Raw genomic sequence first — 19,071 nt, forward strand, 5'->3', positions numbered from 1 at the left:
TCACCTTTTTTTGGTTCCAAACCCGTAATCCACAACTTTCAACCCTAAACCTCGTGCCTTCCTTTCTTTGTGGCAAAAAAAGTCTCAGTCCCAGTTTTCATTCGCAGTTTCCCGCAATCTTGTCATCCTGAAGAAGGAAGGATCTCATAATAGAAAGTACATTAAATTCTACTTCACCTTTTTTTGGTTCCAAACCCGTAATCCACAACTTTCAACCCTAAACCTCGTGCCTTCCTTTCTTTGTGGCAAATAAAGTCTCAGTCCTAGTTTTCATTCGCAGTTTCCCGCAATCTTGTCATCCTGACGAAGGAAGGATCTCATAATAGAAAGTACATTAAATTCTACTTCACCTCTTTTTGGTTCCAAACCCTCAACTTTCAACCTGTAACCCGCAACTTTCAACCAACAACCAACAACACATAACAAAAAAATTATTACATTAGTGCCATAAACAAACTAACCTTATGGAAGAAAACGTACCTAAAAAAAAGGGTTTTGTAAACAAAGCTCTAGACTTTATTGAAAAAAAAGGAAACAAGTTGCCCGATCCGGCTATTTTGTTTTTCAGCCTTATGATTGGAATATGGATTATCTCAGCCTTATTATCCAATGTCACTTTTGATGTAATCGATCCTCGTTCGCAAGCACCAATTGAAGTAATTAATTTATTAAGCGGAACTTCATTAGCAGCTTTTTTATCCAACATGGTTACCACCTTCACAGGATTCGCACCATTAGGAATAGTATTAGTTGCGATGCTTGGAGTTGGAGTGGCAGAACATGCCGGTTTCATCAATGCCGGACTAAAATCAATGTTGAGTATTACACCAAAAGCTTTATTAACGCCAATGCTTATTTTGGTAGCTATCGTGTCTCATACTGCTACTGATGCGGGTTATGTGTTAGTTATTCCCCTTGGAGGTGTAATTTTCTATGCCGCCGGCCGACATCCACTATCAGGAATTGCAGCCGCTTTTGCCGGAGTTTCCGGTGGATTTAGTGCCAACTTTATTCCGTCAGGAATAGATCCGTTGTTACAAGGATTTACTCAATCTGCCGCACAAATTATTAATCCAGCCATAGAATTAAATCCATTGAACAACTGGTTTTTTACGTCAGCTTCTACCTTATTAATTGTTGCAATTGGTTGGTATATCACAGACAAAATAGTTGAACCTCGTTTAAAATCGGTTTCCGTTGAAGTAAATCCCGACGAACAACCCACAATGGATAAACTTTTACCAAAAGAGAAAAAAGCTTTTTGGGCAGCTTGCTCAGTCATGGTAGTCTGTTTATTAGCTTTGTTTTTTTGGGCAGCACCTGCCGATTCTGCTTTGCGTGCTGAATCTGGAGATTTAGCCGCACTTTCCGCTCCATTGATGCGTTCGATTGTACCGCTAATTTTTATTATTTTCCTAATTCCGGGAGTGGTTTACGGGTTAATGTCAGGTACTTTCAAAAAGTCAAAAGACATTATCGATAGCATGACCAAATCGATGAGCGGAATGAGTTATTACATCGTGATGGCTTTTTTCTGTGCTCTTTTTATCGATGCTTTTACCAAATCAAATTTAGGGGCATTGTTAGCAATTAAAGGTGCTTCTGGTTTAAAAGCATTGGCTCTTGCACCCGAAATTACAATCGTTGGAATTATTTTGTTAACTGCTTTTGTCAACTTATTTATTGGCTCTGCCTCTGCAAAATGGGCTCTTTTGGCTCCTATTATGGTGCCAATGTTGATGCAATTAGGAATTTCTCCTGATTTAACTCAAGCTTCGTATAGAGTAGGGGATTCAGTTTCTAATATTGTAACGCCGTTAATGCCTTATTTCCCGTTGGTGGTTGTGTATTGTCAGAAATATGTAAAGAGTACCGGAATTGGAACATTGGTCTCGATGATGATTCCATACTCAATCGCTTTTATGGTTTTATGGACGATATTTCTTTTAATTTACTGGGCTTTAGGCATTCCGTTAGGATTGCAAGCTTCTTATGAATATATTGCTCCTTAATGAGCGATTATAAATAAATTTAACCCGTATTTTTATTGAAATACGGGTTTTTTTATTTTAGTTGGTAGTGACATTGACAATAAAATTTTGAATTGTAATGCTATGTTTGCACTCATTTTGCCCCCGACAGAAACGGAAAGCATTTTGCAGTTGGGTTGGACATTTTCTTGCCAAAAAATAGCGACTTTAGAAGCTCATTTTTTTGCTTAGAAAATGCCAAGCCAACAAAAAATCTTGGAGAGAATGGCGGGATAGGGCACAAAAAAAACCGCAATTAAAAAATTACGGTTTGAGTTGTTGTTTTTTATGATTAGTTATTCAACATAACCGGCATAACCAACATCGTGATTACTTCACCTTCGTCTAAACCGTCAACAGGAGTTAGAATTCCGGCACGGTTTGGTAACGACATTTCCAATTGAATTTCATCCGATTGAAGGTTAGTTAACATTTCTGTTAGAAAACGAGAGTTAAAGCCAATTTGTAAATCATCACCTTGGTAATCACACGTTAATCTTTCTTCTGCTTTGTTAGAGTAGTCTATATCTTCTGCAGAAATATTTAATTCGGTTCCGGCAATTTTTAAACGAATTTGATGTGTTGTTTTATTTGAAAAAATAGCCACACGTCGCACAGAACTCAAAAACTGACTTCTATCGATATGCAATTTATTTGGGTTTTCCTTCGGAATTACCGCTTCGTAGTTTGGATATTTTCCATCAATTAAACGACAAACTAACATGTAATTATCAAATGAAAACACTGCATTACTATCGTTGTATTCAATTTTTACTTCGCTGTCGGAAGTTCCTAAAATACCTTTTAAGATATTTAATGGTTTCTTAGGCATAATAAAATCGGCTACTTCAGAAGCTTTCACGTCTGTGCGAGAATATTTTACTAATTTGTGAGCATCAGTAGCTACAAAAATTAATCCTTCCGGAGAAAATTGGAAGAAAACACCAGACATTACCGGACGTAAATCGTCGTTTCCGGCAGCAAAAATAGTTTTGCTGATTGCTGTTGCTAAAACTTCCGCTGGAACTAACGTAGAAGATGGATCGTCTAACACAACTGCTTTTGGAAATTCGTCACCCGAAGCATAAGCCAATGCATATTTTCCTGAATTTGAACTGATTTCGATGGTATTATTCTCTTCAACAGTAAACGTTAAAGGTTGTTCCGGGAATGTTTTTAGAATTTCTAATAATAATTTGGCCGGTACTGCTACACTTCCTTCGCTTTTACTGTCTATTTCAAGAGTGGCAGACATGGTTGTTTCTAAATCTGAAGCAGAAACAATCAACTGATTATTGTCTAATTCGAATAAGAAATTATCTAAAATTGGTAGCGTATTGCTGCTGTTAATCACACTACCTAACACTTGTAGTTGCTTTAATAAATACGAACTCGATACTATAAACTTCATTTCGGTTTTTATTTTTTATATCCCACAAATATAAAGGTAAGTATTGAAAGAAAAAAAGTATTTTATTAACATCTATCGGGCATATTTTCTTTTTCTCAAATAAGCGAATAAAACAGCAAATAGAAACAACAACAGTATTGGCAATCCAACAGTTAAGAGTTGAATAAAGGTGTAATCTTTCTCTACTTTTTCTTTGTCCAGAAAAGCTAATTTTACTTCTTTATTTCTAATGTTAATAAGTCCGCTGTCATCCAACAGATAATTCATGGCATTCAGCAAAAATTCTTTATTGCCATAAACTTGTTGTGTCCATTGATCGATGCCGCCGTTTAATGGTTTTTTATTAACGTAATTGTAGTTTACTATGTCACCATCGGCAATCACAATCATTTTATTTTCCTGGCCTTCGTCTAGATTGGTTTTTACTTGAAAAGGTTTTACTCTATTCTTAAAACCCGATGTAAATTTTCCCTCTAAAAGAACTCCAAGATTTTGGTTTCCTTTGTTATAGGATTGCTCATCTAATTCATCCATGAATTCATATAAATTTAGTTCTAGAGGAGCACCAACAGCTTTGGATTGAGGAGAACTTTTAAGTAGAACTGTCTTTTTGACACCATTTTTTAACGTATCAATCGTATTGGAAAATTCTAATTTTATGAGGTTGATGTTTTTATTAATTGTATGATTATTTTCTGATTTTACGATGGCAGAATATAACCAATCAATAGGAACATCGCCTTGAGCAGATTGAGCAGTAATAGGTGTCGACAGCAAATCCTGCACTAATTGATAATTGATTCGGACTCCGTATTTAAAAAATAAATCATCTAAATTCAATTCTCTTGGATAAGCCAAAGTAGCATTATTTTCATTTTGAAGGGAATCAATATCGGCCACAACTTTATCAATCAACCACATACTTTTTCCGCCTTTCATCACAAATTGATCTAAGATGTATTTTTCGTTATCCGAAAAGGCTTCGGTTGGTTTAACGATAAGAGCAGCATCAAAACGGTTTAGGTTTTCAAGAATTTTTTGCGGATTATCTTGCAATGAATCCAGATTAAATTCCCCTAATTGATAATATTCTCTCAAATTCAATAAGTAATCTGCTTGGTATTTGTCGGCCAATTGTCCGTTTCCTTTTAAAACAGCTATGCGTTTCTTTTTTTCGGTGGTGATTTTTGTAATTGCATCAGCAAAAGCAAATTCTAATAATTGCACAGAACTGTTGATGTTTTCTTCAGGAGAATTACCAAAATTATTAATCAAAAGTGGTACGCGAACCGATTTTTCATTCTGATTAGCAATTGCCCAAGGAAAAATTTGGATTACTTCTTTTTTTCCTTTTTTGTTGCTGTTGATGTTGGTTGGCATAAAACCCAACTTAATCAATTCTTCTACATATTGTTGAGCTTGACTTTCATCTTCCAACGGATTGGTGAATTGAAAAATTAGATTGGAATTATGACTACGAAATTCTTCTAAAATTTGTCTGGTTTCGTTTTGAAGACGTTTGAATTCAGGAGGGAAATTACCTTCCAAAAACACATCAATAAAAACAGGTTCTTCAATATTTTCGATTAGTTTAATTGTGCTTTCCGATAAAGTATAACGTTTATCTTGGGTTAAATCAAATCGTTTGAAATAGAAATTTCCAACTATATTAATGACAATAATTACTGCCAAAAGCAGTAAAAATGGGAGTATATTTTTTTTAGTTTGCGTGTTCATTAGTTTTTCAGGGATTTAAGTTGATAAACTGTTGCAGCCAAAAATAAAACCGTCACACTAATAAAATAGAGAACATCGCGAGTATCGATTACACCACGACTAATGCTTTTGTAATGAAAATCCATCCCCAACGAAGCAACAAAATCTGAAAAAGAAGCAGTTAATGTTGATATACCTTCAAATCCAAAATAAAACAGAAAACACAAAAATACAGCGATGATAAACGCAACAATTTGATTTTCGGATAGAGTAGAAGTAAACAATCCAATCGATGTGTAAGATGCAACCAAGAAAAGTAAACCAAAATAGGAACCAATTGTGCTTCCCAAATCGAAACTTCCGGACGGAGAACCATAATTTGAAATGACAAAAACATAAACCAATGTGGGAATTAACGCAATGATTATCAAAACAAATGCTCCAATAAATTTACCGTTTACAATTTGCCAACTTGTTAATGGTTTTGTAAGTAATAATTCAATTGTTCCTTGTTTCTTTTCATCCGAAAAACTTCGCATGGTTACAGCAGGAATTAGGAAAATTAAAATCCAAGGAGCTAAGGTGAAAAACGGATTCAAATCGGCGAAACCACTATTTAAAATATTGAAATCACCTTCAAAAACCCAAAGGAAAAGTCCGTTAAGGATTAAAAAAATCGCCACCACCATGTAACCAATGGGTGAACCAAAGAATGATTTTATTTCTCGAAGAAGAATTGCTTTCATTTATTTTTATAGGTTTAAAAGTTTAAAGGTTTAAAAGTTTAAAGGTTTAAAAGTTTAAAGGTTTAAAAGTTTAAAGGTTTAAAAGTTTAAAGGTTTAAGAGTTTAAAAGAACAATATTAAACCAATTTAAACTAGCTTAAACTAAAGAAACTAACTTATCCACACTCCAAGCTTCCGGTTTATCATTAAATAATTTTTTGGTAAACTGCCAAACATCATAAAATAGTTCAGAATTGCGGTAGTTTTCCAAATCGTTTTCGGTTTCCCAATAACTATAGGTGAAAAATATTTCGGGATTGTTTTTATCCTGATACAATTCTAACAAACGGTTTCCCGGAGCATTTCGTATTTTTTCTTTCATTAATTCAAAATTTTCCAAAAACTTCGGAATATTTTCTTCGTGAAAACTCATTTTTACGATTCGAACAAACATAGTTATTTATTTAAAATTAATGGTAATGGTGTCTCGATAACCAATTCCTAATAAACTTGTCGCTGTGCCAACGGTTGCAGCATTGCTTCTAAATATGGCAATTTCCAAATAACCGGCTTCGTTGAAAATAGCCAATTTTTCTCCTTCATAATATTTAATCGGAAACTTATCGGAAACAGCAATAGACGAATAATTAGGTAAAATTGTTTTTAATGGTCTTGGCTTAATATCAATTTCATATGGTCTTCCTTTTCCTAATTCAATAAATTGTTTTTTAGATATATTAATGACAATATTTCCAAAATGATCAATGTAAATAACGTTTCCTCTAATAGAATTTCCATCTTTCGAAACAATAGGTTGCAAATCAGTAATTTGTTTTAAGGCAGAAATTTCTTTTCCAATCACCGTTAATGTTCCACCTTTTGCCAAATGGCAAGCTACGGTTTTAAAAATATCCATGTCAGTTGCATCCTGTGATAAACGGTCATGAATGTTAATAGCTACAATTTTTTGCGGAACAATGTGTTGCGTGAGCATGCTCAAAATTCCGTTATCGGCACATACAAAAAAATGGTCGTTCCACTCCATGGCAATGTGTTCATTTTCGGCATTGCGTTCGGCGTCAACACCAATTAAATGGACAGTTCCTTTAGGAAAACTATTGTATGCAGCTTGTATAATATAACTTGCTTCGGAAGCATTAAACGGATCTATATTATGCGAAATATCTATAATCTTGGCATCCGGAAATTCAGATATAATTTTACCCTTCAAAGCACCCACAAAATGGTCTTTGAGTCCGTAGTCCGTCGTAAGCGTAATTATTGACATTTTTTTGTTTATAACTATTCGTAGAACCTACGAAGTTTTTTGTTTAAATTTGAGTGATGCAAATCTACTAATTAAAAACTATTTTTTAATTTTAAAACTGTTGCTTTTGAACGAAAGAATTATTGAACTACACGACATCGCCCCAAAAGAGTTTTGGGGAGCTCAAGATACCCATCTTGAAACCATCAAAAAATACTATCCAAAGCTAAAAATTGTAGCCCGAGGAACCACCTTGAAGGCTTACGGCGAGAAGGAAGTGTTAGATGAATTTGAAAATCGTTTTAACCGATTGATGCTTCATTTTACCCGTTACAATAATATTGATGCTAACGTTATTGATCGAGTAATTCAAAGTAATTCGCAGGAAGAACAACGAATGCCTGATCATGACAAAATTTTGGTTCACGGTATTGGCGGAAAACTCATCAAAGCAATGACCCCGAATCAACAAAAATTAGTTGAATTGGTTCAAAAAAATGATATGGTTTTTGCAGTAGGTCCGGCCGGAACAGGAAAAACATACACAGGCGTTGCTTTGGCTGTAAAAGCTTTAAAAGAAAAACAAGTAAAACGAATTATTTTAACTCGTCCGGCTGTTGAAGCTGGTGAGAATTTAGGATTCCTTCCAGGTGATATGAAGGAAAAACTCGATCCGTATATGCAACCCTTATATGATGCTTTGCGTGATATGTTGCCCCCACAAACGTTGGAAGATTATATTTTAAAAGGAATTATACAAATTGCACCTTTAGCTTTCATGCGTGGAAGAACATTAGACAATGCTTTTGTAATTTTGGATGAAGCTCAGAATACAACTCATTCTCAAATGAAAATGTTTTTGACACGGATGGGAAAAAATGCCAAGTTTATCATTACCGGAGATCCGGGACAAGTTGATTTACCTCGCAGAACGATTTCCGGATTAAAAGAAGCAATTCTGATTTTGAAAGATGTGGAAGGAATTGGTATAATTTATTTAGATGATAAAGATATTGTTCGTCACCGATTAGTTAAAAAAGTGATTGATGCTTATAAGAGTATTGAGAATTTGGACTAACTGCCTAATTTAACTACAGATTTATACTAATAGTAAAGCACAAACCTTTCCGAATTCATTTTTTGGGAAGGTTTGTTTTTTTAAAAGTACTCACTACAATTTTATTCTTGCTAATTAAAGGAATGAATATAATTTTAAAAAGAAAATAGACTGCCAAAGTGTAACTTGTTGACAGCCAAATAATAAGAATTTAATTACTTTTTCGGCACAGTATTTGACTAGCTAATAGTAATTAACATTAATTAATAAATTAAAAATGAAAAAAATCGTTTTAGTATTCAGTTTGTTTACAGCAAGTTTTGCTTTTTCACAATCACAAGAAGTGAAAATTACGCCTGACAATTCATGGTTCAAAGCAGGATTAAATGTTGGTCTACCAATTGGTGACACAGCAGACGTAGCCTCTTTTACTGTAGGAGCAGACGTTAGAGGGCAATATTTGGTAAATCCTAGCTTTGGGATCGGTATAGCTTCTGGTTACAATCATTTTTTTGGTAAAGATCAAGCAGAAGATTTCGGTTTAATTCCATTAGCCGGTTTCGCAAGATATTACGCTCAACCTGCAGGGTTGTTTGTAGGAGCAGATTTCGGTTACGGATTTTTAACCAATGCCAATGACAACAGTGGTGGTTTATATTTAAGCCCACAAATTGGTTACCACAATGAAAAATGGAATTTCTATGGTTACTATCAACACACGTTTGCCGAAAATGATATCGACATTCAAGTTGTAGGTCTAGGAGTTACTTATAATATTATGTTCTAATTCATAAATTGAATTATTAAAAGGATAACATTCACTTGTTATCCTTTTTTTTGAAATTTTTTAAAGGTTTTAATGAATAAAAAGTGGGTTATAATTTTTACTTTTGCAATTCACAACAACACATACGATGAACACAATAACTACTACGAATTTTAATTTTCCCAACCAAAAATCTGTTTACCGAGGCAAGGTTAGAGAAGTTTATAACATTAATGATGAAATTCTTGTAATGATTGCTACTGACAGACTTTCTGCCTTTGACGTTGTCATGCCAAAAGGGATTCCGTATAAAGGACAAATTCTGAACCAAATTGCCACAAAGTTTATGCAATTAACCCAAGATATTGTTCCGAATTGGCTTATTGCAACTCCCGATCCAAATGTTGCTATCGGACATTTATGTGATCCTTTTAAAGTGGAAATGGTAATAAGAGGTTATCTTTCTGGTCATGCTGCCAGAGAATATGCTGCCGGAAGACGATTACTTTGTGGAGTAGAAATGCGTGAAGGATTAAAAGAAAATGATAAATTCCCCACACCAATCATTACACCTACTACCAAAGCAGATAATGGTTCGCATGATGAAGATATTTCTAGAGAAGCCATTTTAGAAAAAGGAATTGTTTCTGAAGAAGATTATCTAATTTTAGAAAAATACACAAGAGCATTATACCAACGCGGAACTGAAATAGCAGCTTCACGAGGATTAATTCTGGTAGATACCAAATATGAATTCGGAAAAACAAAAGACGGAAAAATTGTTTTGATTGACGAAATTCACACACCGGATTCTTCTCGCTATTTTTATGCTGATGGTTATCAAGAAAGACAAGATAATAATGAAGAGCAAAAACAACTTTCTAAAGAATTTGTTCGTCGTTGGTTGATAGAAAATGGATTTCAAGGGAAAGAAGGTCAACAAATTCCGGATATGACAGAGGCTTATATTGAAACTGTTTCAGAACGATACATCGAATTATATGAAAATATTATAGGAGAAAAATTCATTAAAGCTGATATTTCTAATATTCATGAGAGAATTGAAGCAAATGTGTTGAATTACCTCAAATAGCAATAATAACTATAGTTTATAAAAATTTAGCTGGGCAATTGTCTGGCTTTTTTTATGTGTAAATGTTAAAAATTTGTTATAAAAACTTAATAATGTAACAATTAGAATAACCTATCGTCTATTACTATAATCAATCATCAAAAAATTAATCAATCATTAATCAAAAAACGAACATCATGAAAAAATCAATTGTTTACTTAGGAATTGCCCTTTTGGGCTTTGGCACATTAGCTACTGCAGCTAACAATGGAAACTTAACTACTTCAAAAGCAGAAGTAAATGTTTATGCAAAATTTTATTCAACACCACTGTGTGTTGCAATCAGCAAAGGGGAAGTTGATGTGGTAAAAAAATTCATCGAATACGGTGCAGATATTAACGAAACTACAAACGGATTAACTCCGTTAATGTATGCTGCCCGTTATAATCAAGTTGAAATTATCAAATTGCTTTTAGAAAAAGGAGCAAACGTAAAAGCAAAAGATGAAAGAGGAAATACTGCTCTTAATCACGCTGAAAATTCAAATGCAAATGAAGCAGTTGAACTTTTAAAAAATCATTCAAAAAAATAAAAATTGGTTTAGGTTAGTTGTAAATTAAAAATCCCATCTACTGAGCAGATGGGATTTTTTTTATTTTAAAATAGTTTGCTTTCTATCCGGTCCAACCGAAACCACTTTGATAGGCACTTCTACTTCATTTTCAATAAATTCGATATATGTTTTTAACTCTTGAGGAAGTTCTTCATACGAAGTCATTCCTGTTAAATCATCTTCCCAACCTTTCATTTCTGTATAAATTGGTTCCACATTTTCCGGTTCAATATTGTATGGAAAATGGCTAATTTCTTTTCCTTTGTATTTGTAAGCAGTACATACATTAAGTTTTTTAAAACCTGAAAGCACATCGCCTTTCATCATATATAAAGCAGTTACGCCATTTACTTGAACGGCATATTTCAAAGCAACTAAATCTAACCAACCACAACGTCTGGCTCTTCCTGTTACTGAACCAAATTCGTTACCAACTTTAGCCATAGTTTGACCGTCTTCGTCAAATAATTCGGTAGGGAAAGGTCCGCTACCAACTCTGGTAGTGTAAGCTTTGAAGATTCCAAAAACATCTTTTACTTTATTTGGAGCAATTCCTAATCCGGTGCAAGCTCCGGCAGCTGTTGTATTTGAAGAGGTTACAAATGGATACGTTCCAAAATCAATATCCAATAAAGAACCTTGAGCACCTTCACAAAGAATTGATTTTCCGGCTTTAATGGCTTGGTTCAAATATTCTTCACTATCAATAAAGGTCAATGATTTTAATACTTCGATGGAAGCAAAAAATTCATCTTCCATTTCTTTTAAATCGTATTCTAAATCCACATCATAAAACGAAATCATCGCTTCATGCTTATCTGCCAATGAACGGTAGCGTTCTTTAAAATCGGCTAGTTCAATATCGCCAATACGAATTCCGTTTCTTCCGGTTTTGTCCATGTACGTTGGACCAATACCTTTTAAAGTAGAACCAATTTTTGCTTTTCCTTTAGAAGCTTCTGAAGCTGCATCCAATAAGCGATGAGTTGGTAAAATTAAATGTGCTTTTCTGGAAATCAGTAATTTAGATTTAACATCCATATTGAATTTTTCCAAGCCTTCTAATTCTTTTTGAAAAACTACTGGATCCATTACAACTCCATTTCCAATAATGTTGATGGCATTTTTATGAAAAATTCCAGACGGAATGGTTCGTAAAACGTGCTTAATACCATCAAATTCTAACGTATGTCCGGCATTTGGGCCGCCTTGAAAACGGGCAATTATATCATATTTTGAAGTTAAAACATCTACAATTTTCCCTTTTCCTTCGTCACCCCATTGCAGGCCGAGCAATAAATCTACAGTCATTTTTTAGTTGGTTGTTTTTTTAAGGGAAAATTTCCCAGATTTAGTTGTGTTTTAGTTTATTCTGATGGTACTACCGTATTTTCAGCAGGCACCACTTTTTTATTTCCGTATAAATAAAGAGAATGATTGTGTATTTCTATACCAAAAATCTCTTCAATTGTTTTTTTAATTTGTTGAATTCTCGGATCGCAAAATTCAATTACTTCGCCAGTATCGGTCATAATAATATGATCATGCTGTTTGTCAAAGTATGATTTTTCGTAATGAGCTTGGTTTTGTCCAAATTGATGTCTTCTAACCAAACCACAATCTAAAAGTAATTCAATAGTGTTGTATAACGTGGCACGACTTACGCGATAGTTTTTATTTTTCATTTTGATATACAATGATTCGATGTCAAAATGCTCCAAATTATTGTATATTTCTTGAAGAATTGCGTAGCGTTCGGGGGTTTTCCGATGTCCTTTTTCTTCCAGAAACTTGGTAAAAACGTTTTTTACGATATCCTGATTTTTGTTATTTTCCATTGGATTTTCCATATCTGCAAAGATACACTATTTTTATATTTTGACCATTAAACGATGTATATTTCAACTGAGATTATCAAAAAAAATGTCAATAATTAATTCATTTTAGCGTTCGTAACACGTGTTACTTTATCAATTCCATCAATTTTTTTGATGTTCTCAATTAAGCGTTTTAAAATGGTATTGTTTTGAACAACAACCGTTACTTGTCCGTTAAAAATTCCAGCTTCACCACTTAAGGAAATACTTTGTATGTTTACATGCATTTGATTGGAAATCACTTTAGTAAGCTCGTTGGTTAATCCTAACGTATCCATTCCTGTAATTTTTAAGACAGCTTTAAAATCTTCTTGAGACGAATCAATCCATTTGGCTTGAATAATCCGATAAGCGTAGTTTGATTGTAAACTTATGGCATTCGGACAATCTTTTTTATGCACTTTGATACCATCATTTATGGTTAAAAATCCAAACACATCATCTCCAGGAATTGGGTTACAGCAACTCGATAATTTATAATCTAATTTGTCTTGTTCTGCTCCAAAAACGAGCATATCAAAATTTTTGCTCAGCTCATATTTTTGAATCTGTTCCGGAGCAACACTTGGTGAACGCTTCATTTTCTTGAAGAAATTCATCAATGTGCTACTTTTTTGAGCTGCAAAATCTTTTAACTGCTGGTTGTCGATTGTTCCAATTCCCACACGATAAAATAAATCTAAACTTGTTTTAAGTTTAAAATAAACAACAAGCTCATTAACAGTGGCTTCATTTAATGTAACTTTTAGATGACGCAATTTTCTGGTTAACAGTTCTTTACCGTCCTCTGCTATTTTTTTGGTGTCTTCGTTGAGAACATTTTTGATTTTATTTTTTGCTCTGGAAGTAGTCACATAATCCAACCAATGGGAATTCGGTTTTTGATTTGCAGAGGTAATTACTTCTACTTGATCGCCACTATTTAAAACATGATTTAGGGGAACTAATTTGCCGTTTACTCTCGTTCCGCGGGTTCTCACGCCAATTTCAGAGTGAATGCTAAATGCAAAATCCAACGAAGTAGCTCCTTTTGGAAGCGATTTTATTTCTCCTTTTGGTGTAAAAACATAAATTTCTTTAGAATAGAGATTTAGTTTGAAATCTTCCACAAAATCAACCGCATTGGAAGTTGAATTTTCAAGAGCTTCTTTTAATAAATTAAGCCAAGTGTCCAACGTGTTTTCTTCCGAAATTCCTTGTTTGTATTTATAATGTGCGGCATACCCTTTTTCTGCAATTTCATCCATCCGTTCGCTACGAACTTGTATTTCTACCCAACGACCTTTTGGTCCCATGACGGTAATGTGAAGAGCTTCGTAACCTGTAGATTTTGGAGAAGAAATCCAATCACGAAGTCGGCTCGGACTCGGACGGTAATGATCGGTTACTATGGAATAAATTTTCCAAGCCACGAATTTTTCATCATGTTGATTGGATTTATAGACAATTCGCAATGCAAATTTGTCATATACTTCATCAAATGAAACTCCTTGAGCCAACATTTTTCGGCGGATGGAATAAATGGATTTCGGTCGACCTTTGATTGTATATTCGATGCCTTCTTCGTCTAATGATTTCTTTAAAATATCAGAAATCGAAGTGATATAGTCTTCTTGTTCTTCCTTACTTTCTTTCATTTTGCCAACAATGTCAGCATATACATCGGGTTCGGTATATTTTAAACCCAAATCTTCTAACTTAGATTTGATATTATACAATCCCAAACGGTGAGCCAACGGAGCATAGATATACAGTGTTTCCGAAGCAATTTTTGCCTGCTTATAATCCACCATTGACTCCATGGTCTGCATGTTGTGCAAACGGTCGGCCAGTTTGATGAGTATTACCCGAACATCATCGTTTAACGTCAATAGCATTTTACGGAAATTTTCGGCTTGCATCGAAATTTCCTGATCGGTTTTCACTTTGGCTATTTTGGTTAATCCGTCAACTAATTGAGCAATTTTTGGATTAAACATTTTTTCAATTTCGGCAACGGTAATTGGCGAATCCTCCACGACATCGTGCATCAAGGCAGCGGCAATCGCGGTGGCTCCCAAACCAATTTCGGAAGCTACAATTTTTGCCACAGCAATAGGGTGGAAGATGTAGGCTTCTCCCGATTTACGTCGTTGGTCTTTGTGGGCTTCTACAGCCACGTCAAATGCTTTGCGGATTATTTTTTTGTCTTCCGGTGTAAGTGTTTGATAACTAATGCGGAGCAATTCTTTATATTCCTTAGCAATGGCTTTGTTTTCTTGTTCAATATCTATTTCTGTCATGGCATGTTCTTAATCTACTAAAAGTAGAAAATTGATTTGAATTGTGCAAGTAGAAAAATTGATAAATATTAAGTAAAAAAAATCAAAAGGAAAGTGTGTAAATCTAAAAACCTCTTTGCCTTTTCGCTTCAAACAACAAAATTGCAGCCGCCACCGAAACATTCATCGAATCAATTTCACCTTGCATTGGGATGATGATGTTTTGCTTGCTTTCTTTTCGCCAAGGTTCTGTTAAGCCGGTAGCTTCTGTACCCACCACCAATGCAGTTGGAGTAGTGTAATTTTCTATGTGATAGGAATTCGAGTTTTGCAATGTTGCCGAATAAATAGCAATGTTATTCTTTTTTAAGTAAGCAATAACTTCTTCGGTCGTTCCAATTGCAATTTGATTGGTAAACAAACATCCCACACTGGAACGAACCACATTTGGGTTGTATAAATCACTTTTTGGGTTGGCAATAATCACCGCATCAATGTTTGCGGCATCAGCGGTTCGTAATAAAGCTCCAATATTTCCTGGTTTTTCGATTCCTTCCGCAACTAAAATGAGTGGATTTTCAGATAGTATTAAGTCGGATAATAGATGCGATTTTGATTTTGCGATGGCTAGAATTCCTTCCGTCGTGTCGCGATAGGCTAATTTTTGATAGACTTCTTTTGAAATTTCAATGCAATCTGAAACTGAGAATTTTTTTAAGTCTTTTTCTGAAATTAATTCGGGTAAAAATAAAATGGTTTCTAATTGATAACCACCTTTTACGGCTAATTCAATTTCGCGTTTGCCTTCCATTAAAAACGTGCCGGTTTGCTTGCGGGTTTTTGCTTTTTCCTGCAATTGAACTAGTGATTTGATGAAAGGATTTTGTGCGGAAGTGATTGTTTTCAAGGTGATATATTTTGGTTGGCTAAGATAGGGATTTTTATGTTTCAAGTTGCGGGTTTCGGGTTTCGGGTTGCGAGTTTCGGGTTTCGGGTTTTGGGTTGTTCTGTGAATTTTGTGCTTTCTGTGAGAAATATTTTTCTACGGTTTTTGTTTCAAAGTAGGCGATTTGTTTCCTTTTTAGCCCCGATTGCAGTGGAAATCCTTGCCTTTTTTGGCAAGATTGCAACGGAAAGCGGGAAAATGGATGGCTGGAAATGCCCGAGCCATTCGCTTCTGACTGTCATCGGTTTTCTGTCATCGGTTTACAGTTGACGGATAACCGACAACCGACAACAGTTACAAAATCCCTCTTGCTTTGATCTCCAAATATTTATTAATTGTATCTAAAGTCAAGTTTTCCGGTTGGGTGAGGACGGAATATATGCCGTATTTCTTGAGTTCGTTTACTATTAGACGTTTTTCGAACATGAATTTTTCGGCGATGACTTTGTCATATACTTCTTGAACCGTTTCTGCTTTTTTGTGGATGAGGTCGTTGAGTTCGGTATTTTGAAAAAAGACAACTACGAGCAAGTGATTTTTAGCAATTCCTTTTAAATAGGGAAGTTGGCGATGCAAACCATCGAGTGTTTCAAAATTGGTGTAAAGCAAAAGTAAGCTACGTTGATTGATGTTTTTCTTCACATCGGTGTATAATCGGCTGAAATCGCTCTCGAAAAAGTCGGTTTTAATGTTGTATAAACATTCCATAATCAATTGCATTTGAGAGGAACGTTTTTCGGCTACGACTCTGTTCTCCACTTTTTTGGAGAAGGTAAACATACCTGCTTTGTCGTGTTTTTTAAGTATTACGTTTGACAAAACCAAAGTAGCGTTGATTGCATAATCCAGTAAACTCAATCCATTGAAAGGCATTTTCATTACACGACCTTTATCAATAATCATATAAACCGATTGCGATTTTTCGTCTTGGAATTGGTTGACCATCAAACTGTTTTTCTTGGCTGTGGCTTTCCAGTTTAAGGTTCGGATGTCATCACCTTGAATGTATTCTTTAATTTGTTCAAATTCCATGGTATGACCAATTCGGCGGATTTTCTTCACACCATATTGAAACAAATTGTTAGAAAAAGCCATCAAATCATATTTCCGTAACTGAATGTAGGATGGATAAGTGGGCACCATTTGGTCTTTGTTGAACGTAAATCGTCTGGAAATTATCCGCAAAGGCGAAGAAATGTAAACATTTAGATTTCCAAAAACATATTCGCCACGCTCAACCGGACGAAGGAAATACTGAATGTCATCTTGCGAAGAAGCTTTTATTTTTCGTTTAATATCAAAATTACGGACTTGAAACTGAAACGGAATTTCGTCTATTACCTTAGAAAAAACTGCAAATGTGTAATAATTTCGAATGGAAATACTAATGGGATTTTCATCGCCGTTTGACAATTTTTCCGGAGCAATTCGGGTGGCTTCAATTCCTGTTTTTGCAGCAAAAAGGATGATGATATCCAATACAAAAAAAGACAATGTTATAATCAGAAAATACCAAGCCACGTTATAAAAAACCGGAAAAAAGAAACTCACAATAAATACCGCCACGATGCCACCGAGCAAGTAGAAAAAGAAATTGTTTATGTAAAGTTGTTTAAAACCTTTTTTCAAAACTTATAAATTTATCTCGGAATCTCGATGGATTCAATGATTTGTTGAATGATTTCTTTGCTGCTTATGCCTTCCATTTCGCGTTCGGGAGTCACAATTACTCGATGTTGTAAAACCGGAATGGCTGCTTCTTTTATGTCTTCGGGAGTTACAAAATCACGACCGCGAAGAGCTGCAAATCCCTTGGAAGCATTTAAAATTGCAATTGATGCACGAGGTGAAGCACCTAAATATAAAAAGCCATTTTCTCTGGTGTTTACAACTAGTTTTGCAATGTATTCCAACAAGTTTGGTTCTACAATAACTTGTTTCACTAAAACTTGAAATTGTTGAATATCTTCTGCTGTTAGTAAGGTTTTGATGTTTCCTAATTTATTTTCGCTCAACAACGCATGTTCTTTTTGAAGAATGTTGATTTCTTCTTCCAATTTTGGATAATCGATGTTGATTTTAAATAAAAATCGGTCCAATTGAGCTTCCGGTAAGCGATACGTTCCTTCTTGTTCAATTGGGTTTTGAGTTGCAATTACTAAGAAAGGAGCGGTCATTGCATAAGTCGTTCCGTCCATCGTGATTTGACGTTCTTCCATTACTTCAAACAATGCGGCTTGTGTTTTGGCAGGAGCACGATTGATTTCGTCTATCAAAATTAGATTGGAAAAAATTGGGCCTTTTTTAAATTCAAATTCAGATTTTTTTAAATCGAAAACAGAAGTTCCTAAAATATCTGATGGCATCAAATCGGGTGTAAATTGAATTCGGCTAAAGCCAATGCTCAACGTTTTGGCTAACAATTTTGCTGTAATGGTTTTTGCTACACCGGGAACACCTTCTAACAATACATGTCCGTTTGAAAGTATTGCAACCAATAATTGATCAATCATTTTGTGTTGGCCAACAATCACTGTGTTTAGTTCTTGTTTGATGGCTTGAATGCTTTCTTGCAAGGGTTTGAGGTCGATGCGGGATTCAAAGTTGACGGTGTAGTCTGGTTGGGATGGGATTAGGTTTTCTTCCATATTGTTTTTTTAATGGCACACGGATTTTAAAGGATTAAATGGATTTACGCTGATTTCTTTTTTGTTTGCTGAAGCAAAAATGGATTTTAGCGGATTTCATTTGGTTTAAAATTGTGTTTTGTTTTTACTTTTTTTAATGGCACACGGATTTTAAAGGATTAAATAGATTTACGCTGATTTCTTTTGTTTACTAAGCAAAAATGGATTTTAGCGGATTTAATTTGGTTTAAAATTAGTGGTTATTATTTATTTTTTTAAATTCGTTTGAATATATTTTTCTTTTTATTTCGGGTGTTTTTCCAAAATTAAGTAACAAAGCTACTTCAATTTTAGTTGCTTTTAAATAGTTTACGACTTGAATTTCATGTTCTTCTATTAAGGTTTCATATGCTTTTAATTCGATAATTATTTCATCGTTTACAATTAAATCAGCAAAATATTCTCCAACAATTTCATTTTCATAAAAAACTGTAATCGGTTTTTGTCTTTTACAATTTAATCCTTTTTTCTTTAGTTCAATTGACAGTGCATTTTCATAAACTTTTTCTAAAAATCCATATCCCAAAGTATTGTAAACTTTATAAAATGAATTGATAATTTCTGCTGTCATTTCTTTGTGTTGCATGGCGTTTATTTTTTAATGAAAAACTTATTTATTATTATCTTAATCTGTTCGAATCC

The 19,071-nt window shown here is 34.4% G+C and carries 17 protein-coding genes; 5 read left to right on the forward strand and 12 right to left on the reverse strand.

The window, feature by feature from the left end:
* Window positions 1-464 precede the first annotated feature (464 nt).
* Window positions 465-2,012, forward strand: a complete 1,548-nt coding sequence (locus AC23MC_RS11185; RefSeq protein WP_487568464.1) for an AbgT family transporter — start codon at window positions 465-467, stop codon at window positions 2,010-2,012.
* 310 nt (window positions 2,013-2,322) lie between these two features.
* On the opposite strand, the gene dnaN is transcribed toward AC23MC_RS11185, so the two are convergent.
* From dnaN to AC23MC_RS11210, 5 genes are all read right to left on the reverse strand, one after another.
* Window positions 2,323-3,441 (reverse strand): DNA polymerase III subunit beta, encoded by a 1,119-nt coding sequence (gene dnaN, locus AC23MC_RS11190; RefSeq protein WP_248433436.1) that lies wholly within the window; start codon window positions 3,439-3,441, stop codon window positions 2,323-2,325.
* 72 nt (window positions 3,442-3,513) lie between these two features.
* Window positions 3,514-5,178 (reverse strand): gliding motility-associated ABC transporter substrate-binding protein GldG, encoded by a 1,665-nt coding sequence (gene gldG / locus AC23MC_RS11195; RefSeq protein WP_487568463.1) that lies wholly within the window; start codon window positions 5,176-5,178, stop codon window positions 3,514-3,516.
* A complete protein-coding gene (gldF, locus tag AC23MC_RS11200) occupies window positions 5,178-5,903 on the reverse strand; it encodes a gliding motility-associated ABC transporter permease subunit GldF (RefSeq protein ID WP_487568462.1) in 726 nt (241 codons plus the stop codon). The genes gldG and gldF overlap by 1 nt, the downstream gene beginning before the upstream one ends.
* A gap of 136 nt (window positions 5,904-6,039) precedes the next feature.
* A complete protein-coding gene (locus tag AC23MC_RS11205) occupies window positions 6,040-6,336 on the reverse strand; it encodes a putative quinol monooxygenase (protein WP_487568461.1) in 297 nt (98 codons plus the stop codon).
* Between the two features lie 6 nt (window positions 6,337-6,342).
* Window positions 6,343-7,170, reverse strand: a complete 828-nt coding sequence (locus tag AC23MC_RS11210; protein ID WP_487568460.1) for an SAM hydrolase/SAM-dependent halogenase family protein — start codon at window positions 7,168-7,170, stop codon at window positions 6,343-6,345.
* A gap of 106 nt (window positions 7,171-7,276) precedes the next feature.
* Here AC23MC_RS11210 and AC23MC_RS11215 point away from each other — a divergent pair, with 106 nt between their 5' ends.
* The 4 genes from AC23MC_RS11215 (at window position 7,277) to AC23MC_RS11230 (ending at window position 10,637) form a co-directional block, all read left to right on the forward strand.
* Window positions 7,277-8,227, forward strand: a complete 951-nt coding sequence (locus AC23MC_RS11215) for a PhoH family protein (RefSeq protein WP_291093914.1) — start codon at window positions 7,277-7,279, stop codon at window positions 8,225-8,227.
* A gap of 256 nt (window positions 8,228-8,483) precedes the next feature.
* Complete coding sequence (locus AC23MC_RS11220) at window positions 8,484-8,993, forward strand: hypothetical protein (protein ID WP_487568459.1); 510 nt, start codon at window positions 8,484-8,486, stop codon at window positions 8,991-8,993.
* A gap of 127 nt (window positions 8,994-9,120) precedes the next feature.
* The gene (locus tag AC23MC_RS11225) at window positions 9,121-10,065 is read left to right on the forward strand and encodes a phosphoribosylaminoimidazolesuccinocarboxamide synthase (RefSeq protein ID WP_487568458.1); all 945 of its coding nucleotides are present in this window, start codon (window positions 9,121-9,123) and stop codon (window positions 10,063-10,065) included.
* Between the two features lie 176 nt (window positions 10,066-10,241).
* Window positions 10,242-10,637, forward strand: coding sequence for an ankyrin repeat domain-containing protein (locus tag AC23MC_RS11230; protein ID WP_487568457.1), 396 nt, complete (start codon window positions 10,242-10,244; stop codon window positions 10,635-10,637).
* A gap of 60 nt (window positions 10,638-10,697) precedes the next feature.
* Here the strand turns inward: AC23MC_RS11230 and AC23MC_RS11235 are convergent, their stop codons facing one another.
* The 7 genes from AC23MC_RS11235 to AC23MC_RS11265 form a co-directional block, all read right to left on the reverse strand.
* Window positions 10,698-11,969, reverse strand: coding sequence for an adenylosuccinate synthase (locus AC23MC_RS11235; RefSeq protein WP_487568456.1), 1,272 nt, complete (start codon window positions 11,967-11,969; stop codon window positions 10,698-10,700).
* Between the two features lie 56 nt (window positions 11,970-12,025).
* On the reverse strand, window positions 12,026-12,496 hold the full coding sequence (locus AC23MC_RS11240) for a Fur family transcriptional regulator (protein WP_487568455.1): 471 nt from the start codon (window positions 12,494-12,496) through the stop codon (window positions 12,026-12,028).
* A 95-nt stretch (window positions 12,497-12,591) separates the two neighbouring features.
* Window positions 12,592-14,817 carry a RelA/SpoT family protein gene (locus AC23MC_RS11245; protein ID WP_487568454.1) on the reverse strand — a complete coding sequence of 742 codons (2,226 nt, stop codon included), beginning with the start codon at window positions 14,815-14,817 and terminating at the stop codon, window positions 12,592-12,594.
* A gap of 103 nt (window positions 14,818-14,920) precedes the next feature.
* The gene (locus AC23MC_RS11250) at window positions 14,921-15,703 is read right to left on the reverse strand and encodes a TrmH family RNA methyltransferase (RefSeq protein ID WP_487568453.1); all 783 of its coding nucleotides are present in this window, start codon (window positions 15,701-15,703) and stop codon (window positions 14,921-14,923) included.
* A gap of 333 nt (window positions 15,704-16,036) precedes the next feature.
* Complete coding sequence (locus AC23MC_RS11255) at window positions 16,037-17,371, reverse strand: DUF58 domain-containing protein (protein WP_487568452.1); 1,335 nt, start codon at window positions 17,369-17,371, stop codon at window positions 16,037-16,039.
* A gap of 11 nt (window positions 17,372-17,382) precedes the next feature.
* Window positions 17,383-18,390: an AAA family ATPase gene (locus AC23MC_RS11260; protein ID WP_487568451.1), complete on the reverse strand. Its 1,008-nt coding sequence runs from the start codon at window positions 18,388-18,390 to the stop codon at window positions 17,383-17,385.
* A gap of 232 nt (window positions 18,391-18,622) precedes the next feature.
* The gene (locus AC23MC_RS11265) at window positions 18,623-19,015 is read right to left on the reverse strand and encodes a GxxExxY protein (RefSeq protein ID WP_487568450.1); all 393 of its coding nucleotides are present in this window, start codon (window positions 19,013-19,015) and stop codon (window positions 18,623-18,625) included.
* Window positions 19,016-19,071 lie beyond the last annotated feature (56 nt).

This window comes from Flavobacterium sp. T50_26, assembly GCF_057652995.1.